Annotated in this window: 19 protein-coding genes; 6 read left to right on the plus strand and 13 right to left on the minus strand. The window is 73.0% G+C overall.

From position 1 onward, the window contains the following. Positions 1-246 precede the first annotated feature (246 nt). The 5 genes from ACI1MP_RS13030 (at position 247) to ACI1MP_RS13050 (ending at position 5,307) form a co-directional block, all read left to right on the plus strand. Positions 247-1,014, plus strand: a complete 768-nt coding sequence (locus ACI1MP_RS13030; protein ID WP_380343619.1) for an amino acid ABC transporter ATP-binding protein — start codon at positions 247-249, stop codon at positions 1,012-1,014. An 87-nt stretch (positions 1,015-1,101) separates the two neighbouring features. After that, positions 1,102-2,016, plus strand: coding sequence for a glutamate ABC transporter substrate-binding protein (locus tag ACI1MP_RS13035; RefSeq protein ID WP_380343616.1), 915 nt, complete (start codon positions 1,102-1,104; stop codon positions 2,014-2,016). 41 nt (positions 2,017-2,057) lie between these two features. Continuing rightward, positions 2,058-2,708: an amino acid ABC transporter permease gene (locus ACI1MP_RS13040; protein ID WP_380343614.1), complete on the plus strand. Its 651-nt coding sequence runs from the start codon at positions 2,058-2,060 to the stop codon at positions 2,706-2,708. Continuing rightward, complete coding sequence (locus tag ACI1MP_RS13045) at positions 2,705-3,532, plus strand: amino acid ABC transporter permease (protein ID WP_380343611.1); 828 nt, start codon at positions 2,705-2,707, stop codon at positions 3,530-3,532. The genes ACI1MP_RS13040 and ACI1MP_RS13045 overlap by 4 nt, the downstream gene beginning before the upstream one ends. A gap of 104 nt (positions 3,533-3,636) precedes the next feature. Next, positions 3,637-5,307, plus strand: coding sequence for an FAD-dependent monooxygenase (locus ACI1MP_RS13050; protein ID WP_380343608.1), 1,671 nt, complete (start codon positions 3,637-3,639; stop codon positions 5,305-5,307). 73 nt (positions 5,308-5,380) lie between these two features. Here the strand turns inward: ACI1MP_RS13050 and rny are convergent, their stop codons facing one another. The 8 genes from rny to ACI1MP_RS13090 form a co-directional block, all read right to left on the minus strand. Next, complete coding sequence (gene rny, locus ACI1MP_RS13055; protein WP_380343606.1) at positions 5,381-6,784, minus strand: ribonuclease Y; 1,404 nt, start codon at positions 6,782-6,784, stop codon at positions 5,381-5,383. Between the two features lie 159 nt (positions 6,785-6,943). Further along, complete coding sequence (locus ACI1MP_RS13060) at positions 6,944-7,789, minus strand: regulatory protein RecX (protein ID WP_380343603.1); 846 nt, start codon at positions 7,787-7,789, stop codon at positions 6,944-6,946. A gap of 64 nt (positions 7,790-7,853) precedes the next feature. Continuing rightward, entirely contained in the window at positions 7,854-8,951 is a 1,098-nt protein-coding gene (gene recA / locus ACI1MP_RS13065) for a recombinase RecA (protein WP_043909771.1), read from the minus strand. 214 nt (positions 8,952-9,165) lie between these two features. After that, complete coding sequence (locus ACI1MP_RS13070) at positions 9,166-10,104, minus strand: hypothetical protein (protein WP_380343600.1); 939 nt, start codon at positions 10,102-10,104, stop codon at positions 9,166-9,168. Beyond that, entirely contained in the window at positions 10,101-10,634 is a 534-nt protein-coding gene (locus ACI1MP_RS13075) for a SigE family RNA polymerase sigma factor (protein WP_380343597.1), read from the minus strand. The genes ACI1MP_RS13070 and ACI1MP_RS13075 overlap by 4 nt, the downstream gene beginning before the upstream one ends. Positions 10,635-10,721: 87 nt before the next feature. Further along, positions 10,722-12,035, minus strand: coding sequence for an AI-2E family transporter (locus tag ACI1MP_RS13080; RefSeq protein ID WP_380343595.1), 1,314 nt, complete (start codon positions 12,033-12,035; stop codon positions 10,722-10,724). A 34-nt stretch (positions 12,036-12,069) separates the two neighbouring features. Next, positions 12,070-12,264, minus strand: coding sequence for a DUF3046 domain-containing protein (locus tag ACI1MP_RS13085; protein ID WP_043909767.1), 195 nt, complete (start codon positions 12,262-12,264; stop codon positions 12,070-12,072). 26 nt (positions 12,265-12,290) lie between these two features. Further along, positions 12,291-13,826 carry a S8 family serine peptidase gene (locus ACI1MP_RS13090; protein WP_380343592.1) on the minus strand — a complete coding sequence of 512 codons (1,536 nt, stop codon included), beginning with the start codon at positions 13,824-13,826 and terminating at the stop codon, positions 12,291-12,293. Between the two features lie 151 nt (positions 13,827-13,977). Between ACI1MP_RS13090 and ACI1MP_RS13095 the strand changes: the two genes are divergently transcribed. After that, a complete protein-coding gene (locus tag ACI1MP_RS13095) occupies positions 13,978-18,612 on the plus strand; it encodes an ATP-dependent helicase (protein WP_404868727.1) in 4,635 nt (1,544 codons plus the stop codon). Between the two features lie 121 nt (positions 18,613-18,733). Here ACI1MP_RS13095 and ACI1MP_RS13100 read toward each other — a convergent pair whose 3' ends face one another. The 5 genes from ACI1MP_RS13100 to rimO all read right to left on the minus strand — a co-directional run bounded on the left by ACI1MP_RS13100 (position 18,734) and on the right by rimO (position 22,283). Then, a complete protein-coding gene (locus ACI1MP_RS13100) occupies positions 18,734-18,982 on the minus strand; it encodes a hypothetical protein (RefSeq protein ID WP_404868728.1) in 249 nt (82 codons plus the stop codon). Positions 18,983-19,037: 55 nt separating this feature from the next. Next, the gene (locus ACI1MP_RS13105; RefSeq protein ID WP_404868729.1) at positions 19,038-19,406 is read right to left on the minus strand and encodes a helix-turn-helix domain-containing protein; all 369 of its coding nucleotides are present in this window, start codon (positions 19,404-19,406) and stop codon (positions 19,038-19,040) included. A gap of 315 nt (positions 19,407-19,721) precedes the next feature. Continuing rightward, positions 19,722-20,207, minus strand: coding sequence for a CinA family protein (locus ACI1MP_RS13110; RefSeq protein WP_404868730.1), 486 nt, complete (start codon positions 20,205-20,207; stop codon positions 19,722-19,724). After that, positions 20,200-20,832 (minus strand): CDP-diacylglycerol--glycerol-3-phosphate 3-phosphatidyltransferase, encoded by a 633-nt coding sequence (gene pgsA / locus ACI1MP_RS13115; RefSeq protein WP_380343580.1) that lies wholly within the window; start codon positions 20,830-20,832, stop codon positions 20,200-20,202. Before pgsA ends, ACI1MP_RS13110 begins: the two co-directional genes overlap by 8 nt. Continuing rightward, complete coding sequence (gene rimO, locus ACI1MP_RS13120) at positions 20,829-22,283, minus strand: 30S ribosomal protein S12 methylthiotransferase RimO (protein ID WP_043909747.1); 1,455 nt, start codon at positions 22,281-22,283, stop codon at positions 20,829-20,831. Before rimO ends, pgsA begins: the two co-directional genes overlap by 4 nt. Between the last annotated feature and the right edge of the window lie 69 nt (positions 22,284-22,352).

The raw sequence follows: 22,352 nt of genomic DNA on the forward strand, positions 1-22,352 counted from the left end.
CAACCGCATCGGCCGGTCCGTTACCGCTCCGGTATTCGCGGTGCACGACTACCCGGCGTAGCCGAACCGTGATGCTCAAGTTCAGCTCAGATCGGCTGACGGGGCGGCGTGTACCTGCCTAAAGTCGCCCCGTTCGGGGGCCGAGGGCTCCGCCGGCTCCGGCCCCCGAGCATGAGACGGACCATCACCGGCTCTGCGGACCAAGCGAGTTGGCCCCGGGTTCGGAGGACGAGGGAGCGGACGGCGATGACCGAGAACAGTGCCGAGCTGCGCGACACCGCGCCGCTGGTGGCCCTGCGCGGGGTGAACAAGCACTACGGCGCCCTGCACGTGCTGCAGGACATCGACCTGGAGATCGCCCAGGGTGAGGTCGTGGTGCTGATCGGCCCGTCCGGCTCCGGCAAGTCGACGCTGTGCCGCACCATCAACCGGCTGGAGACCATCGACTCCGGGACCATCGAGGTGGACGGCAGGCCGCTGCCGGCCGAGGGCCGCGAACTGGCCCGGCTGCGTGCCCAGGTGGGCATGGTGTTTCAGTCCTTCAACCTGTTCTCGCACAAGACCGTGCTGGAGAACGTGGTGCTCGCCCAGGTGAAGGTGGGCAAGGTCGCCAAGGCCGAGGCCGAGCGGACGGCCCGTGAGCTGCTGGAGCGGGTGGGCGTCGGCGCACAGGCCGACAAGTACCCGTCGCAGCTGTCCGGCGGCCAGCAGCAGCGCGTGGCGATCGCCCGTGCGCTGGCGATGGACCCGAAGGTGATGCTCTTCGACGAGCCCACCTCCGCCCTCGACCCGGAGATGGTCAACGAGGTGCTGGAGGTGATGCGTTCGCTCGCCGCGCGGGGCATGACCATGGTCGTGGTCACCCACGAGATGGGCTTCGCCCGCTCCGCGGCCAACCGCGTGCTGTTCATGGCGGACGGCCGGATCGTCGAGGAGAACACCCCCGACGCCTTCTTCACCGCGCCGCGCTCCGACCGCGCCAAGGATTTCCTGTCCAAGATCCTGCAGCACTGACTCCCCCAGCCGATCAAGCGTCAGTAGCGTCAATTCGCAGTGGCCCGGAGCCTGCCGTGGCCCCCACCTGAGGAGAAGAACGACCGCATGAAGGCCCGTCGCACTGTTGCCGCTGCCCTGTCCGTGCTCGCCCTGACGGCCGTCGCCGCCTGCGGCAAGGACGGCTCCCCGGCCGAGACCGCCCCCAACGGCTCGGCCGCCCCGCAGCTGCCGACCTACACCGTCAAGACCGACGTCAAGCTGGACGGTTCGCCGGCGTGGACCGAGGCCAAGAAGCGCGGCAAGCTGAAGATCGGCGCCAAGGCCGACCAGCCGTACCTCGGCTTCGAGGACGTGCAGACCACCAAGCGCAGCGGCTTCGACATCGAGATCGCCAAGATGATCGCCGCCGACCTCGGCTTCTCGGCCGACCAGATCGAGTTCTCCACCATCGCGTCCGCCAACCGTGAGACCGCGATCACCGGCGGCCAGGTCGACTACTACGTCGGCACCTACTCGATCACCCAGGGCCGCAAGGACAAGGGCGTCGCGTTCGGTGGCCCGTACTACATCGCCGGCCAGTCGCTGCTGGTGAACAAGGACAACACCGACATCACCGGTTCCGACACCGTCAAGGACAAGTCGGTCTGCACCGCCACCGGCTCGACCTCGATCGCCAACATCCAGAAGTACGGCGCCAAGGTCACCCAGTTCGACACCTACTCGCTGTGCGTGGAGAAGCTGCTGACCAAGGAGGTCGACGCGGTCACCACCGACGACTCGATCCTCAAGGGCTACGCCGCGAAGAACCAGGGCAAGCTCAAGGTCGTCGGCAACCCCTTCTCCGAGGAGCGCTACGGCGTCGGCCTGAACAAGGGCGACGCGGTGCTGCAGAAGGCGATCAACGACGCCCTGAAGGCGCACGAGGACAACGGCGACTGGAAGAAGGCGTACGACGCCACCCTCGGCCTGTCCGGCTCCGCCGCGCCGAGCATCCCCGCCCTGGACCCGATCGCCGGCTGACGCCCGGTCACACCCACTACTGAGAAAGGAGGGCCGCCGGCATGGGACTGATATTCGAGGACGGCAACTTCTCCGCGTTCGCCGAAGGGTTCCTGCGGACGATCGAACTGAGCGCGCTCAGCGCCCTGTTCGCGCTGCTGCTGGGCTTCGTGCTGGCGGCCTTCCGGGTCTCGCCCGTCCCCGTCCTGCGGTGGTTCGGCACCGCCTGGGTGACGGTCTTCCGCAACACCCCGCTGACCCTGCTGTTCTTCGCGGTGACCTTCATCCTGCCGTCGCTGGACGTGCACTTCGAAAGCTTCACGCTCGCGGTGATGGCGCTCAGCGCCTACACCGGCAGCTTCGTCTGCGAGGTGCTGCGGGCCGGCATCAACACCGTGCCGATGGGCCAGGCCGAGGCGGCCCGCTCGCTCGGCATGGGCTTCGGCCAGACCCTGAGCCTGGTGGTGCTGCCGCAGGCCGCACGCTCGGTGATCTCCCCGATGAGCTCGGTGTTCATCGCCCTGCCCCGCAACTCGGCCATCGCAGGCGCCTTCAACGTGCCCGAGCTGTTCAGCTTCCAGAAGGTCCTGAGCGAAAAGGCCTACGACATCTTCGCCATCTTCTTCTGGATCGCGCTCGCCTACCTGGCGATCAGCTTCACCATCAACGCGGCTTTCTCCGCCCTGGAGCGTCGCGTGGCGGTGGCCCGATGAGCATGCGTACCGCCTCCGTCCTGTACGACGTCCCCGGCCCCCGGGCCCGGACCCGCAACCTGATCCTCGGCGTGGCAGGCCTGATCGGCATCGCCGGACTGTTCTGGTTCATCATCAGCAGCCTCTCCGACGCCGGACAGTTCGAGGCCGCGCTCTGGTCGCCGTTCGAGTACACGGCCGTGCAGCAGCGGATCCTCGACGGCGTGCTGTCCACTCTGGAGGCCTTCGGGCTGGCCGCGGCCGGCTCGCTGGTGCTCGGCTCGCTGCTCGCCGCCGGACGGCTCTCCGACCACTTCCCGGTGCGCATCGTCAGCACCGTGGTGGTCCAGTTCTTCCGGGCCATGCCGCTGATCATCATGATCTTCGCGCTGTACCGTGCGGCGTTCGGCGCCCAGCCGATGTGGGCCCTGGTGATCGGCCTGGCCCTGTACAACGGGGCCGTGCAGGCCGAGATCATCCGCTCCGGCATCAACGCCGTCCCGCGCGGCCAGTCCGAGGCCGCCTACGCCCTGGGCATGCGCAAGACCCAGGTGATGGGCATCGTGCTGGTGCCGCAGGCCGTCCGCTCGATGCTCCCGGCGATCATCGGCCAGCTGGTGGTCACCCTCAAGGACACCTCGCTCGGCTACATCATCACCTACCCGGAACTGCTCTGGGAGATGAAGCTGATCGCCTCCAACGCGGACGGCTACCCGTACATCCCGGTGGTCCTGGTCGGCACCCCGATCTACATCGCGCTGTGCCTCGCCCTCGGCGGCCTCGCCCGCTGGATCGAGTCCCGGGGCCGCCGCGGCGCGACCCGGCGCAGCACAACCGCTGCTTGACGGACACCCAGGTGATCTGTTGCATTGCTCTTCGTGACACCACCTGGGAGCTCCCACCCGGCAGCTGACGCAACGGCCGACGATCCCGGCTCGAAGGCCCCGACATGGATCCAGTGATCATCGTCGGGGCCGGGCCGGTCGGCCTCGCCCTCGCCCTCGCCCTGGCCCGCAACGAAGTCCCCAGCGTGGTCCTCGACGAGGGCGCCGGCGTCTGCCCCGAGAGCCCCCGCACCGTCGTCCTCGGCGCCGACACCGCCGCCTTCCTCGCCCGCATCGGCTACACCCGGGTCGGCTCCGACGCCGCCCGCTGGGACGCCTTCACCATCTGGCGCCGCCGCGCCGAGGTGCTGCGCCTGCCGCTGGACGACGAGCCGGTCCTGCACCTCGCCCAGCACCGCCTCCAGCGCGGCCTGCGCGACGCCGCCACCGCCACCCCGCTGATCCGCCTCACTCCGCGGCACCGGGTGGTCGAGCTCACCCAGGACCCCGACGGCGTGACCGTCCGCACCACCTCCCCCGACGGCGAGAACCGCTGGCACGGCAGCCACCTGGTCGGCTGCGACGGCGCCCGCTCCACCGTCCGCAAACTCCTCAGGATCCGCTTCCCCGGCCGACCCGCCGTCGACCGGCACGCCGTCGCCACCGTCCGCGTCGACCTGCCCTTCCCCGGCGAGGCCCGACTGCACCGCGAACCCCCGTGGCGCGGCGACCGCGAAGCCTCCGCCCGCCCGCTGCCCGACGGCCTGTGGCGGCTCGACTGGCGGCTGCCCCCCGGCCGCCCCCAACCCACCGAACCGGTCGACCCGCACGCCACCTGGCCGGGCATCGTCACCGGCGACACCCTGCTCACCCGGGTCACCTCCGCGCTCACCGGCTGGTGCGGCGAACTCCCGCCCCACCAGCTGCTCGCCGCCGCCGACCACACCTACCAGCAGCGCCTCGCCGGACGCTTCCGCACCGGCCGCTGCTTCCTGGCCGGCGACGCCGCCCACCTGCACGGCGCCCTCGGCATGCAGAACCTCGCCGACGGCCTGCGCGACGCCGACAACCTCGCCTGGCGGCTCGCCCTCGCCTGGCACCTGCCGCCCGGCGGCGCCCCCGCCGAGAGCGCCCTGCTCGACGGCTACGAGAGCGAACGCCGCGGCGCGGTCGGCGCCCGACTGCGCGCCGTCGACCAGACCATGCCGCTGCTCCGCCCCCTGCGCGGCTGGGCCCAGACCCGGCGCTCGCTCGTCTCCGGCTCCTTCCGCAAGCACGCCCCGCTGCTCGCCGACGGCCAACTCGGCACCGGCCGCTTCGGCGGCGCCCCCGCCTACCCGGCGACGCCCGCCGGCGTCGCCGTCCGGGTCCCCGAGCAACGCGGCACCGGCCGCGGCACCTCACTCACCGAACAGCTCACCCCCACCACCCCCGGCGTCCAGGTCCCCGACCTGCCGGTGGTCACCGCCGACGGCACCGCCGACACCCTCCGCGCCCGCCTCGGCACCGTCTTCCTGCTCGTCCTGGTCGCCCCCGGCACCACCGTCTGGTCCGCCGAGCACTGGCTCGGCGCCGGCCTGATGCCCCGCCTCACCGAACTCGCCGACGCCCTCCCCGTCCCCACCGAAGTCCTGGTCACCGACGCCTACCCCGGCGCCACCCCCCACACCGTCCTCCTCGTCCGCCCCGACGGCCACCTCCTCGGCACCACCCCGGGCCTCCACCCGGAAACCCTCCACACCCTCACGGCCCCGCTGTCGGCCGCGCCGGGCCTGGAACAGGGAGCCGCAGGCTGAATCAGGCGCGAGCGGAGGGGCGCCGACCAGAGAGCAGGGAGAGCACAACCAGGGGCGCGGGCCCGCTCGCCTGCTACCGCGCGAACTCCGTCGCGCGCGACTCCCGCACCACCGTGATCCGGATCTGCCCCGGGTACGTCAGTTCCTCGCGGACCTGCCGGGCCACCTCCCGGGCGATCTCCTGGGCGCGGAGGTCGTCGACCTTCTCCGGTTGCACCATCACCCGGACTTCGCGTCCGGCCTGCATGGCGTAGACCTTGGTGACTCCGTCGTGGGCCCGGGCGATCTCCTCCAGGCGTTCGAGCCGGCGGACGTACGCCTCCACGGATTCCTTGCGTGCGCCGGGCCGGCCGGCCGAGCAGGCGTCCGCGGCCTGGGTGAGGACGGCCTCGACGGTCTTCGCCTCGATCTCGCCGTGGTGGGCGCCTATTGCGTGGACGACCTCCGCGGACTCCCCGTGCCGGCGGGCGAACTCCGCGCCGGTCAGGGCGTGACTGCCCGCCACTTCGTGGCTGAGCGCCTTGCCGATGTCGTGCAGCAGCGCGGCGCGGCGCACCGGCTCCGGGTCGACGCCCAGTTCCGCGGCCATCATTGCGGCGAGGTGAGCGGACTCCACCAGGTGGCCGAGCACGTTCTGCCCGTAGGAGGTGCGGTAGCGCAACGTGCCGAGGGTGCGGACCAGTTCGGGCGCCATCCCGTCCGCGGTGCCGATGCCGACGGTGAGCAGGGCGTCCTCCCCGGCCCGGACGCAGAGCCGTTCGACCTCGCTGCGGCTGCGCTCGTGCGCCTCCTCGATCCGGGCGGGATGGATCCGCCCGTCGGTGAGCAGCGATTCGAGGGTGAGTCGGGCGCTCTCCCGCCGGACGGGGTCGAAGCAGGAGAGTTGGACCAGCCCGGGGGTGTCGTCGACGATCAGGTTGACGCCGGTGACGGCCTCGAAGGCGCGGATGTTGCGGCCTTCCCGGCCGATCACCCGGCCCTTCATGTCCTCGCTGGGCAGCCGGAGCGTGGTGACCACGGTCTCGGCGGTGTGTTCGGCGGCCAGTCGCTGGACGGACGAGGCGATGATCTCGCGGGCCCGGCCCTCGCCTTCGACGACCGCGCGCCGTTCGATCTCCCGGACGGTCAGCGCGGCTTCGCGGCGGGCCTCGGCCTCAGCGGCACGGACCACTTCGTCCCGGGCCTGGGCGGACGTCAGCCCGGCGGTGCGTTCCAGCAGCAGTCGGCTCTCGGCGCTCTGTTCGGCGAGTTCGCCGCGGATCCGCTCGGATTCGGCGGCGCGGGCGGCGAGTTCGTCCTCGTGCAGGTGCAGGCGCTGGAGCTCGGCGGTCAACCGCTCCTCGCGGCGGTCGAGTTCGGCGCGGCGTTGACGGAGCATCCGGAGCGCGGCGACCAGCACCAGGCCGAGGGCGGCGATCAGGATGCCGGCGGCCAGCAGCAGGGAGGAACCCGTTCCGGTGTTCTGAGCGATCCCCATCCGGGCACTCCCCGTCCTGCGCACGCTGCCGCCGAGGTGACCTCCGCGATCGTCCAGCCACTGAGTGCGAGGCTAGGCGGAGGTTACGAAACGGTCAAGATGCGATCGAGAATTGGCTCCGATGATCCGATCAGCAGTCATCGCCCGCCGTCAGTTCACCTACCAGTCGTCGCCCTCCTCCTGCGGTTCCGCGTCCAGCGCCTCCCGGACCACCCGGAACGCCAGGCCCTCCGAGTAGCCGCGCCGGGCCAGCACTCCGACCAGTCGGCGCATCCGTACGTCCCGGTCCAGCCCTGCGGTGGAGCGCAACTTCCGTTCCACCAGGGCCCGGGCGGCGTCCGTCTCGTCGTCGGCGTCGACCTGGAGCAGGGCGCGTTCCGCGGTCTCCCCGGTGACGCCCTTGGTGCGCAGCTCCTGGGCCAGCGCCCGCCGGGACAGTCCGCGCACCGCGTGTCGGGACTCCACCCACGCCTCGGCGAAGGCGGCGTCGTCGATCAGCCCGACCTCCTCCAGCCGGGACAGCACCTGCTCGGCGACCTCGTCGGGAATCTCCTTGCGGCGCAGCGCATCGGCCAGCTGCTTGCGGGACTTGGCGGCGCCGGTGAGCAGCCGCAGGCAGATGTCCCGGGCCCGGTCCGCCGGGTCCCCCTGCTCGGCGGCGGCCCCCTGCCCGCGCCGCTTGCCCCGCGCCCCGGGCTCGGCCGTCCGCTCCGGCTCGCCCGCCGGCCGCTCGGCCTTCGCCCGCCGCTTCGGCCGGGGCTTCTCCTCGGCCGGTGCCGCGACCGGAAGTTCACCGAGCGCGCTGCGCCGCCGGCGCCGCCCCCCGGCCAGTTCGGACGCCCGCATCAGCCCGGGCAGCTCCTCCACCGGGAGCTCTGCGGACGGCTCCTCGGCCACCGCCGCGAACCAGTCCGGCGGGCCCGGGGCGTCGTCCTCCTCCGCGACGGCCGCGAACCAGTCCGGCGGGCCGAAGGCGTCGTGCTGTTCTTCTCCCGATACGCCCACACCGGGCCCGTCCTCGGACGGACCCGGTGCCGGGTGGTCGATGTGGTGCCGGTGAGTCAACGGATCAGCCCTTGGCGGCGGCCGCCGTCTTCTTGGCGGCGGCCTTGGCGGGGGCGGCCGCGGCCGGGATCTCCACCGCAGGGGCGCCGCCCTCGGCCTCGGCCGGCTTCGGGCCGATGCCCAGCTTGCCCTTGATCTTGGCCTCGATCTCGTCGGCCAGCTGCGGGTTGTCGCGCAGGAAGTTGCGGGCGTTCTCCTTGCCCTGGCCGAGCTGGTCGCCCTCGTAGGTGTACCAGGCGCCGGACTTGCGGATGAAGCCGTGCTCCACGCCCATGTCGATCAGGCCGCCCTCGCGGCTGATGCCCACGCCGTAGAGGATGTCGAACTCGGCCTGCTTGAACGGCGCGGCGACCTTGTTCTTGACCACCTTGACGCGGGTGCGGTTGCCGACCGCCTCGGTGCCGTCCTTCAGCGTCTCGATGCGCCGGATGTCGAGGCGGACCGAGGCGTAGAACTTCAGCGCCCGACCACCGGTGGTGGTCTCGGGGGAGCCGAACATCACACCGATCTTCTCGCGCAGCTGGTTGATGAAGATCGCGGTGGTGTTCGACTGGTTCAGCGCACCGGCGATCTTGCGCAGCGCCTGGCTCATCAGGCGGGCCTGCAGACCGACGTGCGAGTCGCCCATCTCGCCCTCGATCTCGGCGCGCGGCACCAGCGCGGCCACCGAGTCGATGATCACCAGGTCGATCGCGCCGGAGCGGATCAGCATGTCGGTGATCTCCAGCGCCTGCTCACCGGTGTCCGGCTGGCTGACCAGCAGGGCGTCGGTGTCCACACCGAGCTTCTTGGCGTACTCGGGGTCGAGCGCGTGCTCGGCGTCGACGAAGGCGACGGTGCCGCCGGCCTTCTGGGCGTTGGCGGCGAGGTGCAGGGTCAGGGTGGTCTTGCCGGAGGACTCCGGGCCGTAGATCTCGATCACTCGGCCGCGCGGGATGCCGCCCACGCCCAGCGCCACGTCGAGGGCGGTGGACCCGGTGGAGATCACCTCGATCGGCTCGTTCGCCTTCTCGCCGAGGCGCATCACCGAGCCTTTGCCGAACTGCCGTTCGATCTGGGCGAGTGCGGCCTCCAGGGCCTTCTCGCGATCCGTTCCTGCCATGGCTTCCACCCTCGGGTTCTGTGCGTTGCGCTTCATCGTCATCGACGCTAGCGCGTCCCACCGACAATCGGCCCCGGACGGGCTCGGCCTGTGGAAAACTCTGCGCCGAAGCGTACAAAGAACACACGTTCGAATCCAGTCGAAGGCCACCCGACACGCCGCGGCCCCGCCCCCGGAGGACCGGGAACGGGGCCGCGGGAACCGCTTCGGGCGCCTACTCGCTCAGCAGCCTGGTGCCGGCGTCCGGCAGCGCGACGCCGTTCTTGTCGAAGAAGTGCCAGGCGGCGACCTTGAGGCCGGCCCGCTCCGGAACCACCACCATGCGGTACGGGGAGTCCTCGACGACGACCGGCTTCGGCTCGGCGACACCGCCGTCCGACCAGTTCACCACCACCTTGCCGACGTCCGGGCCGATGGCCAGCACCGCGAGCCTGATCGGCAGCGGGCCGGGCGTGCCGGACTTGGCGGAGGGCCCGAGGACGCCGCCGCTGAAGGTGTTCGCCATCCGCGGGTCGAGGTGCCCGGGCGCCGGGTAGCTGCCCTGCCTGTCGTACTTCTGCCGGGCCCCGTCCAGGGTGGCGTAGGTGTTGACGACGTCCTCGGTGGGCTGCCAGTACTGCTGGACGAACGCCTCCGTCGGCTTCTCGATCGACGGGTCGACCGCGTGGCGCTCCTCCCAGACCGCCAGGGCCTGCGCGTACGCCTGCTCCTTCGGGGCGACCGGCCAGAGCGCCTCCCAGAGCTGCCACTCCTTGCCGTCGACGGTGCCCTGTCCGATCACCACCCGGACCGGCTTGAGCGGGTCCCGCACGCCGGTCGCCGTCGTCGTCGCCGCGGCGCCCGGGGCGGCCGACGCCTCCGCGCCCGGCACCAGCGGGAGGGCCCCGCCGCTGCCGCCGGCCTGCAGGGCCTGCGCGGTCGAGCCGCTCCCGGCGAAGCCGTTCAGGCCCGCCACGGTGCCGCCGCCCAGGGCCACCACCGAGGCCAGCGCGAGCGCGCCGACCACCGTGCGGCGGCGGTTCCGGATCCGCCGCCCGCCGGCCAGGATGCCCTCGACCGGCACCGAGCCGATCTTCACGTCCGCCGCCGCTGCCGCGAGCCCGAGCTCGACCGCCATGTCCCCGCCCGGCATCTCGTTGTTCCCCGCGGTCATACCGCACCCCCCACATGTGTCATGTCCGTCAGTTCCTTCAGCCCCGCGGTGTGCCGCAGTCTCGCTATCCCCTTGGCCGCGTGGCTGCGCACGGCCCCGGTCGAGCAGGCCATCGCGGCGGCCGCCTGGCTGTCGGTCAGGTCCTCCCAGTGCCGCAGCACCACGGCCTGACGCTGCCGGGGCGGCAGTGTCGCAAGCGCCGCCATCAGCACCCGGCGCTGGTCGGAGCGGGCGTACCCGTCCTCCCGCCCGGCCGTGTCCGGCACGGACTCCACCAGCACCTCGGGGGCCCGGCGCCGCCAGCGGCGGGCGTGCTGGTTGATCATGATGCGGCGCACGTAGCTGTGCGGGTCGTCGGCGCGGCGCACCTTCGACCAGGCCGCGCAGGTCCGCTCCGCCGCCGATTGGGCCAGGTCCTCGGCCGCGTGCTGGTCGCCGGTCAGCAGGTACGCCGTGCGCAGCAGCCAGGGCCAGGCGCCGACGATGAACGCCCGGAACTCGTCGTCCGGGCCGAGCTGTTTGTCACCCATGAACACCTCCTCGCCCATCAAGAGCCCGGCGGTGGGGCAAACCGCTTACTCCCGCCGCCGGTGGGGCCGGCGGCGGGGTCGCGGCCGTCAGTCCTCGGCCCGCTGCTCCTCCCGTCCGGCCTGCGCCCCGGCCGGGTCGGTCGAACCGCCGGCCACCATCCGGCGCAGTCGCCGCACGGCGTCCCGCCGCCGGGCCCGGCGCTCCTCGCCGCGGTCGATCCGCGGGTCGTCCTCGACCTCGTAGCGGCGCACGTAGGTGCCGACGAAGCCCTGCAGGGTGGCGGCGGCCGGGATGGCGATCAGCGCGCCGACCGCGCCGAGCAGCGCGGCGCCGGCGATCACCGCGCCGAAGGCGACGGCGGGGTGCACGTCGACGGTCTTGGCGGTGATCCGCGGGTGCAGCAGGTAGTTCTCGATCTGCTGGTAGACGATCACGAAGCCGAGCACCCACACCGCGTCCACCGGTCGGCCGGTGAGCGCGACCAGGACGGGCAGCGCGCCCGCCAGGTAGGTGCCGATGGTGGGCACGAACTGCGACATGACGCCGACCCAGACGCTGAGCGCGGCCGCGTACGGCAGTCCGATGATCGTGAAGAACGCCCAGTGTCCGAGCGAGGAGACCAGCGCCAGCACGGCCCGCGAGTACAGGTAGCCGCCGGTCTTGGCGAGCGCGATCTCCCAGGCGCGCAGCACCTCGGCCTGCTTGGAGGGCGGCAGCATCGAGCAGACGGTGCGCCGGACCCGGGGGCCCTCGGCGGTGAAGTAGAAGGTGAACAGGCCGACGGTGAAGGCCTGGAAGAGCCCGCCGACGACGGTGCCGGTGACGCCCCAGACGTTGTCGGCGGCCTGCTGGGCGTACTTCTCGATGGTGCCGGAGTCCTTGAGCACCTGGTGCTGGAGCTGGTCGAGCGACAGCTCGGTGTGGAAGGTGCGGTTGACCCAGTCGATCAGGTCGTGGAGCATCTGCGGCAGTTTCCCGGCGACCTGGGTGACCTGGTCGACCATCAGGGTGCCGAGCGCGGTGAGGAAGGCGGCGACCGCCAGGCCGACACCGATGAACACCAGGAAGGTGCCGAGCCCGCGGCGCACGCCGCGGGCGGCCATCCGGTCGACGGCGGGTTCCATCGCGAGCGACAGGAAGAACGCGACCAGCAGCATCACGAACAGGTCGATCAGCTGGTGGAAGGCCCAGTCGGCGAGCTGGAAGAGGCCGACGCCGACCAGCGCGAGCAGCATCGCCTTGGGCAGCCAGCGCGGCATCGCGCCGCTGCCGGCGGCGCTGCGGCGCAGCTGGCGGGCGCCGGGGTCGGCGGTGTCGCCGCCGCTCTGCCGGCCCGGTTCGGGGCTCGTGGGGAGGTGTTCTTCGGACAGTCGGTCGGGGGTTTCTGCACTGCTGGACACCGGCCAAGTCTCACCCACCGGCTGGCGAATCGGGTCACCTCAGCCGATCTGACACTCCCTGGGTGACGCAGACCACGCGCCACACGTCCTTGGCCTCCCAGCCGGCGTCCAGCGCCTGGCGGACGGTGCGGCCGCCGAGGTCGGCCATCACGTGGTCCTGGGCGAAGGACTCCGCGTAGGTCTCGCCGAAGTGCAGGTACATCCGTCGCCAGAACTCGGTCAGCCTCATGCGCCCCAGTATCGGGCACCGGCGGATCAGCGCGGCAGTGCGAGGATGCCCGCGCCGTAGTAGTCGCGGTCCTGGCAGCCGATCGGGAGGGTCTGGACGCAGTTGCCGTCGGCGGCCTTGGCGAGGGCGGCGGCGATCCGGTCCGGGTCCCAGTCGGGGTGCTGGGCGGCGACCACGGCGACGGCGCCGGTGACGTGGGCGGCGGACATCGAGGTGCCGGCCAGGGCGGCGTACTTGCCGCCGGGCCAGTCGGAGACGACGGCACCGTCGGCGCCGCCGTCGGGGTCGCCGCCGGGTGCGCTGAGGGAGATCCGGCCGCGGCCGTAGTTGCTGTAGGAGGCGGGCAGGCCGTTGCGGTCGACGGCGCCGACGGTGACCACGCCGGGCAGCTCGCCGGGCAGCCGGATGCACTCGGTGCCGAGCTCGCGGTCCTGCGGGGGGCCGCTGGTGCGGTCGTTGGGGCTGCGGTGGTCGGGGCGGGCGCCGGTGAGGTCCTGGGCGTCGTTGCCGGCCGAGGCGACCACCACGGCGCCCTTGCGCTGGGCGTAGGCGACGGCGCGGCCGACGGCGGCGATCAGCGCGGCCTGGTCGGCGTCCTCGGGGCAGTTGTACTTCCACGGGTCGGCGAAGTAGCTGTCGTTGATGGCGCGGGCGCCGTGGTCGGCGGCCCAGAGCATGCCGCAGACGATGTTCTCCGCGTAGTACTGGCCGAGCGGGCCGAGCAGCCGGACGGCGGCGATCCGCACGCCGGGGGCGACGCCGGTGACGCCGTGGCCGTCGCGGGCGGCGCCGACGATGCCGGCGACGTGGGTGCCGTGGCCGCTCTCGTTGACGGCCTCGTCGGGCCGCCAGGCACCGCTGCGGGCATCGGGGCGGCCGTCGGCGCAGGAGGCGGAGGCGGCGGGGTCGACGGCGGCGCGCAGGTCGGGGTGGGTGTCGTCGACGCCGGAGTCGAGCACCGCGACGGTGACCTGGGACAGCTGCTGGGCGGTGGGCAGCGCGCCGGTGCGGTCGGCGGAGCGGTCGGCCGGGCGGTCCAGCGGCGGGTGCAGCAGGGCGGCGCGGCCGGGCGGGCGTTCGACGGCGCCGATCATGGCGAGGTTCCAGTCGTTGTGCTCGCCGGGGTCGGGGACGGTGGCGGTGCTGTCCTCCTGTCCCTCGGCGACGTCGGCGGCCGGGGCCCCGGGGCCGAACGCCGCGCCGGCCAGCGGCCGGGGCGGGGAGGGCACGGGGACGGTGCGGGTGGCGCCGACCGCGGCGGTCCCGGGCCGGCCGCGCAGCTTCTCGGCGAACCGGCCGCCGGCGTAGGCGAGCACGGCGCCGATCTGCGGATAGGCCTGGACGACCTGCCCGCCGGCCGCCCGGACCTGCTCGGCGGCGTGGTCGGCGCCCTGGGCGTCGGCGCGCTCGTCCAGCACCAGGTAGCTGAGGTAGGTGCCGTCGGTGCCGGTGACGTAGGGGACGGCTCCGCCGAGCAGCAGTCCGCAGAGCAGGGTCGCGCCGAACACGCGGACGCTGCGGCGCCGGGGGGCGCTGTCGGGGGCCTGGCTCACCTGCTCCATCGCGTGTTCTCCGCTCGTCGGCCGGGCCGGAGTCCCGTGGTGGGTGGGTCCGATTCCTCACCATATGAGCGATTTGTACGATTTGCTGTGCGGGTTGCGGCAGACGGTGACCGTCCCCCGGCCTGTCAGCCCGTCGGGGCACCATGGGTGCATGGCCACCTCCACCCCCGACGCGCCCGGCAGCCCCAACCCGCTGGACGGCTTCGCCCCGGCCACCCGGTCCTGGTTCACCGGCGCGTTCGCCGCCCCCACCGAGGCCCAGTCCCGGGCCTGGTCGGCGATCCGGTTGGAGACCGACGTGCTGGTGGTCGCCCCGACCGGCTCCGGCAAGACCCTGGCGGCCTTCCTGTCCGCCCTGGACCGGCTGAGCTCCACCCCGCCCCCGGCCGACCCCAAGCGCCGCTGCCGGGTGCTCTACATCTCCCCGCTGAAGGCCCTCGCGGTGGACGTCGAGCGCAACCTGCGCGCCCCGCTCGCGGGCCTGCGGCAGGCCAGCGTCCGGCTCGGCCTGCCCGAGCCCGAGGTGCAGGTCGGCATCCGCTCCGGCGACACCTCCGCCGCCGACCGCCGCAAGTTCGCCACCCACCCGCCGGACATCCTGATCACCACCCCCGAGTCGCTGTTCCTGCTGCTCACCTCCGCCTCCCGGGAGGCCCTGCGCGGCATCGACACGGTGATCCTGGACGAGGTGCACGCGGTGGCCGGCACCAAGCGCGGCGCGCACCTGGCGCTCAGCCTGGAGCGGCTGGACGAACTGCTGGACCGCCCGGCCCGCCGGATCGGCCTGTCCGCCACCGTCCGCCCGGTCGAGGAGGTCGCCCGCTACCTCAGCCCGCAGCGCGGTGCGGCGATCGTCCAGCCCGGCAGCGACAAGCGCTTCGACCTGTCCGTGGTGGTGCCCGTCCCCGACCTCGCCGACCTGCCCGCCACCCCCGCCGAGGAGAGCGACCCGCAGCGGCAGTCCTCGATCTGGCCGCACGTCGAGGAACGGATCGTCGACCTGGTGCAGGCGCACCGCTCGACCATCGTGTTCGCCAACTCCCGCCGCCTCGCCGAGCGGCTGTGCAACCGGCTGAACGAGATCGCCTACGAGCGGGCCACCGGCGCCCCGCTGCCCGAGTCGCACGCCCCCGCCGAACTGATGGGCGGCTCCGGCGCGGCCGCCGGCGCCCCGCCGCTGCTGGCCCGGGCGCACCACGGGTCGGTGTCCAAGGAGCAGCGCTCCCTGGTCGAGGAGGAGCTGAAGGCCGGCCGGCTGCCCGCCGTGGTCGCCACCTCCAGCCTGGAACTGGGCATCGACATGGGCGCCGTCGACCTGGTGGTGCAGGTCGAGTCACCGCCGTCGGTGGCCTCCGGCCTGCAGCGGGTCGGCCGGGCCGGGCACCAGGTCGGCGCGGTCTCCACCGGCGTGGTCTTCCCCAAGTACCGGGGCGACCTGGTGCAGTCCGCCGTGGTCACCGAGCGGATGCGCACCGGCGGCATCGAGGCCCTGCGCGTCCCCCGCAACCCGCTGGACGTCCTCGCCCAGCAGCTGGTCGCTATGACCGCCCTGGACACCTGGGAGGTCGACGAGCTGCTCGCCGTCTGCCGCCGCGCCGCACCGTTCGCCACCCTGCCGCAGTCCGCGTTCGACGGCGTCCTCGACATGCTGGCCGGCCGCTACCCGTCCGACGCCTTCGCCGAGCTGCGCCCCCGGGTGGTCTGGGACCGCGTCGCCGGCACCGTCGCCGGCCGCCCCGGCGCCCAGCGCCTCGCCGTCACCTCCGGCGGCACCATCCCCGACCGCGGCCTGTTCGGCGTCTTCATCGTCGGCGCCACTGGATCCGATTCAAAAACGGGGAAAAAGGGCGGCGGCCGGGTGGGCGAGCTGGACGAGGAGATGGTCTACGAGTCGCGGGTCGGCGACGTGTTCACCCTCGGCACCACCTCCTGGCGGATCGAGGAGATCACCCACGACAAGGTGCTGGTCACCCCCGCCCCCGGCATCCCCGGCCGGCTGCCGTTCTGGAAGGGCGACTCGCTCGGCCGCCCGCTCGAACTCGGCCGCGCGGTCGGCGCGTTCGTCCGCGAGGTCGGCGCGATGGAGCCCGCCGCCGCCACCGCCAGGCTCCGCCAGGCCGGCCTGGACGACTGGGCGTCCGGCAACCTGCTCGCCTACCTCGCCGAGCAGCGCGAGGCCTGCGGCCACCTGCCCGACGACCGCACCATCGTGGTCGAACGCTTCCGCGACGAACTCGGCGACTGGCGGATCGTCGTCCACTCCCCGTTCGGCGCGCAGGTGCACGCCCCGTGGGCACTGGCCATCGGCGCCCGACTGCGCGAGAAGCACGGCCTCGACCCGCAGGTGATGCACGCCGACGACGGCATCGTGCTGCGCCTGCCCGACGCCGACCTGCTGGCCGACTTCCCCTCCGGCATCACCGCCCCGCCCCCGGAGGAGGCCCCGGTCGGCGCCGACGCCGCCGTCTTCGACTCCGGCGACATCGAACAGCTCGTCACCGACCAGGTCGGCGGCTCCGCCCTGTTCGCCGCCCGCTTCCGCGAGTGCGCCGGCCGCGCCCTGCTGCTGCCCCGCCGCAACCCCGGCAGGCGCACCCCGCTCTGGCAGCAGCGCCAGCGCGCCTCCCAACTCCTGGAGGTCGCCGCCGAGTACGGCTCCTTCCCGATCGTGCTGGAAGCCGTCCGCGAATGCCTGCAGGACGTCTTCGACGTGCCCGGCCTGGTCGAGCTGATGCGCGACCTGGAGACCCGCGCCGTCCGCCTGGTCGAGGTCACCACCCCCGAGCCGTCCCCGTTCGCCCGCTCCCTGCTGTTCGGCTACGTCGCCCAGTTCCTGTACGAGGGCGACTCCCCGATCGCCGAACGCCGCGCCGCCGCCCTCTCGCTGGACTCCCAGCTGCTGTCCGAACTGCTCGGCCAGGCCGAACTGCGCGAACTGCTCGACCCCGCGGTGCTCGCCGACCTGGAGGCCGAACTCCAGCGCCGCACCCCCGAGCGCCGCATCAAGGACGCCGAGGGCGTCGCCGACGCGCTGCGCCTGCTCGGCCCGCTCAGCGAGGGCGAACTCACCGACCGCGGCGCCGAAGCGCTGTGGGCCCTGGAACTCGAAGCGGCCCGCCGGATCATCCAGGTCCGGATCGGCGGCGAACTGCGCTGGTCCGCCATCGAGGACGCCGGCCGGCTCCGCGACGCCCTCGGCACCCCGCTGCCGGTCGGCGTCCCCGAAGCCTTCACCGAACCCGTCAAGGACCCGCTCGGCGACCTGCTGGCCCGCTACGCCCGCACCCACGGCCCGTTCACCGCCCACGCCGCCGCCGAACGCTTCGGCCTCGGCACCGCCGTGGTCACCGGCACCCTGCACCGCCTCACCGCCGCCGGCCGCCTGGTCCAGGGCGAGTTCCGGCCCGAGGCCACCGGCACCACCCCCGAATGGTGCGACGCCGACGTCCTGCGCCGCCTGCGCCGCCGCTCCCTCGCCGCCCTGCGCCACGAGGTCGAAGCCGTCCCGCCGAAGGCCCTGGCCGCGTTCCTCCCGCAGTGGCAGCACCTCGCCGGACACCGCCTGCGCGGCGCCGACGGCCTCTACCGGGTGGTCGAACAACTCCAGGGCACCGCCCTGCCCGCCTCCGCCCTCGAAAAACTGGTCCTGCCGGCCCGGCTCACCGACTACTCCCCCGGCCTGCTGGACGAACTGATGGCCGCCGGCGAGATCGGCTGGTCCGGCGCGGGCGCACTGCCGGGCAAGGACGGCTGGATCAGCCTCCACCTGCCGGAGAACGCCCACCTGCTGCGCCCCGAACCGCTGCCGCTCACCCCCGGCCCGATCCACACCGCCCTGTTGGAGGCCCTCACCGGCGGCTACGGCGCGTTCTTCCGCCAGCTCGCCGAACGGGTCCCCGACACCCCGGACGCCGAGATCGTCGAAGCCCTGTGGGACTTGGTCTGGGCGGGCTACGTCACCAACGACACCCTCGCCCCGCTGCGCAACCTCCTCGGCTCCGGCCGCACCGCCGGCGCGACCGCCCACCGGGCGCCGCGCTCCACCCCGCGCGGCCGCTACGGCGGCGCAGCCCGCGGCCTGGCCCGCCCCAGCTCCCGCTCCGGCCCGCCGACGGCGGCCGGCCGCTGGTCGCTGCTGCCCGCCTTCGGCGGCGAACCGACCGTACGCGCCGCAGCCCAGGCACAGGCCCTGCTGGACCGGCACGGCATCCTCACCCGCGGCACCGTCTCCGCCGAACGGATCCCCGGCGGCTTCGCCGGCGTCTACCGCGTCCTGGCCGCCTTCGAGGAACGCGGCAAGGCCCGCCGCGGCTACTTCGTGGAAGGCCTCGGCGGCGCCCAGTTCGCCATGGAGGGCGCCGCGGACCGCCTCCGCTCGGTCAACTCCCGCCTGGAGCGGGCGAACGGCGACTGGTCGGCGACCTCTCCTGCGGAGAGCCCGCAGGCCGTCGTACTGGCCGCCGCCGACCCCGCCAACGCGTACGGCGCGGCGCTGCCCTGGCCGGAGCCCCCGGAGGACACCACCGCCGCCCACCGCCCGGCCCGCAAGGCCGGCTCACTGGTCGCACTGGTCGACGGCGAGTTGGTCCTCTACCTCGAACGCGGCGGCAAGTCCCTGCTCACCTGGTCCACCGAAGGCCCCGCCGTCACCGCAGCCCTCGCCGCCCTGGCCCAACCCCTCACCATCGAACGCGTCAACGGCCACCCGGCCCTCACCAGTCCCCTGGGCCCCCACCTGGAAGCGGCCGGATTCCACGCCACCCCGAAGGGCTACCGGATCAGGTAGAACGAGAGCAGGCAAGCACGAGAACAGGGGCGCGTGGGGGTACCTCCCGGCCCGCCAGGGCTGGGGGAGAACTGCGCGACCAGCGCAAAAGCACGTCCGCAAGGTCGCGATCAAGTGCAGGTCATTCTCCTGCGTCGCGATCTTGCGGTGGGGTGCCTTCCGCTGCGCGCAGTTCCCCGCGCCCCTGTTCTCGTGTCCGCCCCTCGATACGTGCGTGCACGGGAATCAGCCCCATCCCCCACCAGCCCGCCGCGAGCATGCCGAGGGCGGCACCGCCGGAAATCGCGGTGCCGCCCGTGAGCAGCAGTATCAGACCCAGGCCGACCAGTGCCGTCGTGCCCAGCAGCAGCGCACTGCGCATCGCGCGCATTGCGACCCTCCTTCGCCCGGCGCCCCCCGGGAACGGGAGGCGGGTCGAGGTCCGGTCAGGCCGCCACCACGTCCATCGCCGCCTTGGGCGAGATGGATCCGGACCGGTCGACACCGGGGGCCGGCAGCGGAACCGGTTCGAGCACCGGCCTCAGCAGATCACCCTCGGAGAGGGTGGCCATCGCCGCAAGTTCGGCGAGCGCCAGTTCGTCGCTGACCTCGCGCATGACCTCGGACATCCGCACGTCGAGCGCGTCGCAGATGGCGGAGAGCAACTCGGAGGACGCCTCCTTCTGACCCCGCTCGACCTCGGAGAGGTACCCGAGCGAAACCCTGGCGGCTGCCGACACCTCGCGGAGTGTGCGGCCCTGGCGCTGGCGCTGCCGACGCAGCACATCGCCCAGCAGGCGACGGAGCAGAATCATCGGTGCCTCCCTCCTCGGACTGCGGATCGAGATGTCACGACCCCACCGTACCGCCTTGTCCGTGTCCCGTGCGGGGACCGGGGTCGTGTTCACTCTGGGCTGCAAGGCGTCCCCTCCCCTGTTCTTCCCGTTCCGGGCCGTCGAACCACCCGTGACGGGCAGATGTCCGGCTCCGGACGCCCGGTCGACTCCCGGTCGACGCGGGGGCGGTCCGACCGGGGTCGTCCCGGCCGGAGCATCCGGTCTAACACGTTCCTCCATCGGGTGCGGCGGGTTCGCGGGTTTCGGCCCGCGGCCGCCGGCGCTCGGTGATGCTCAGCGGTCGGTGTCCGGTCCGGTCAGCCGGCGCAGCAGCAGGTCGAGCGCGGCTTCCACGGACTGGTGTCGGATCCTGTCACGCCCACCGGACAACCGGAGCGGGAGGGCTTCTGTTCCCCGTACCCCGGCGAGGCCCACGTACACGGTGCCGACGGGCTGTCCGTCCTGCGGGTCGGGCCCGGCGACGCCGGTGGTGGCCAGCGCCCAGTCGGCGCCGAGCAGGTTCCGGACGCCCTCGGCCATCTGCCGGGCCACCACGGGGTGGACCGGTCCGCGGACGTCCAGCAGGCCCTCGTCGACGCCGAGCACGGACGCCTTGAGGTCGGTGGCGTACGCGGTGACCGAGCCCCGGAACACCGCGGAGGCGCCGGGGACGTCGACCAGGGTGGCGGCCAGCAGGCCGCCGGTGAGCGACTCGGCGACGGCCAGCGTGGCGCCGTCGGCCTCGAGCGCCGCGAGCAGGCGGGCGGCGAGCTCACTCACCGCGGCGCTCCCGGGCGATGCCCTCGCGGCGCAGCCGGATCGCCTGGACCACGTAGTCGAGGCCGGTGGCGACGGTGAGGACGACCGCGATCGCCATCATCACGGCGCGGCCGGTGGCCAGCGGGCCGGTGAGCACCAGGACGTACATGCCGACCGCGATGCCCTGGGTGAGGGTCTTCAGCTTGCCGCCGCGGCTGGCCGGGATCACGGCGTAGCGGATCACCCAGAACCGCATCAGGGTGATGCCGAGTTCGCGGGCCAGGATGACCGCGGTGACCCACCAGGGCAGGTCGCCGAGGATCGACAGGCTGATCAGGCCGGCGCCCATGATCGCCTTGTCGGCGATCGGGTCGGCGATCCGGCCGAAGTCGGTGATCAGGCCCTTGCTGCGGGCCAGGGCCCCGTCGAAGACGTCGGTGATCATGGCGACGGCGAACGCCGCCCAGGCGAACGCCCGCCACTTGGGGTCGTGCCCGCCGTCGGCGAACAGCAGGGCGACGAAGACCGGCACCAGCAGCAGCCGGAACATCGTCAGCACGTTGGCGATGTTCCACAGACCGGGCTGCGGCGGGACGGCGGCCGGGGTCGGCCGGGTCTCGGCCGGGGCCCCCGGCCCCTTGGTCATACGTCGGCTCCGAGCAGCGTGATCGCCTCGGCGACCAGGTCGACGCCCTCGGTGCCGACCACGGTGGCCCGGTAGAACTGGCCGATCTCGGCGTCGTCGGCGCCGAGCAGGGTGGTCAGGCCGTCGGTCTCGGGGGCCTGGTGGGCGGCGCGGCCCTCGATCACGCCGTCCTCGATCGACTCGACCAACACGGTGACCTCGCTGCCGACGCGCTGTTCGGCGCGCTGCGCGGTGAGCTCCTCCGCGAGCTTGGAGAGCCGGGTGACGCGGTCGTCGACCACGTCCTGGTCGAGCTTGCCGTCGTAGCCGGCGGCCTCGGTGCCGTCCTCGTCGGAGTAGCCGAAGACGCCGATGGCGTCCAGGCCGGCGTGCGTGATGAACCGTTCCAGCTCCGCGAAGTCCTCCTCGGTCTCACCGGGGAAGCCGACGATGAAGTTGGAGCGGGCGCCGGCCTCGGGGGCCTTGGCGCGGATCGACTCCAGCAGGCCGAGGAACTGCTCGGTGGAGCCGAAGCGGCGCATCCGGCGCAGTACGGCGGGCGCCGAGTGCTGGAAGGACAGGTCGAAGTAGGGCATGACCTTCGTGGTGCCGGTCATCACGTCGATCAGACCGGGGCGCATCTCGGCGGGCTGCAGGTAGCTGACCCGGACCCGCTCGATGCCCTCGACGGCGGCGATCTCGCTGAGCAGGGTCTCCAGCAGCCGGATGTCGCCGAGGTCCTTGCCGTAGGACGTGTTGTTCTCGGAGACCAGCACGACCTCGCGCACGCCCTGGCCGGCCAGCCAGACGGCCTCGTTCAGCACGTCGCTGGGGCGGCGGGAGATGAAGGAGCCGCGGAAGGCGGGGATGGCGCAGAACGAGCAGCGGCGGTCGCAGCCGGAGGCCAGCTTGATCGAGGCGACGGGGGCGTCGTCGAGACGCTTGCGCAGGGTGCGCGGGCCGGAGGCGGGGGCGAGGCCCTCGGGGAGGTCCTCGGGGGTGCCGTGGCCGGGCAGGGCGACCTCGGCCGCGGCGGCCTGCCGTTCGACGGGGGTGAGCGGGAGCAACTTGCGGCGGTCACGGGGCGTGTGGGCCTCGACGTGGCCGCCGGAGAGGATGGTGTTCAGGCGGGTGGAGATGTCGGCGTAGTCGTCGAAGCCGAGGACGCCGTCGGCCTCGGGGAGGGCGTCGGCGAGTTCCTTGCCGTAGCGCTCGGCCATGCAGCCGACCGCGACCACGGCCTGGGTACGGCCGTGGCCCTTGAGGTCGTTGGCCTCCAGCAGGGCGTCGACGGAGTCCTTCTTGGCGGCCTCGACGAACCCGCAGGTGTTGACGACGGCGACATCGGCTTCGCTGGCGTCGTCGACCAGCCGCCAGCCATCGGCCTCCAGTCGCCCGGCGAGTTCCTCGGAGTCGACCTCGTTGCGGGCGCATCCGAGCGTGACCAGGGCGACAGTGCGGGGTTCAGGCATGACGCCAAGATTAACGCGCGCCCCCCGGTGGAGTTCCCCCCGGAGGGCGCGCGGTTCGATCGAGCGGCC

Source organism: Kitasatospora griseola (assembly GCF_044999035.1).
Taxonomy (GTDB): domain Bacteria; phylum Actinomycetota; class Actinomycetes; order Streptomycetales; family Streptomycetaceae; genus Kitasatospora; species Kitasatospora griseola.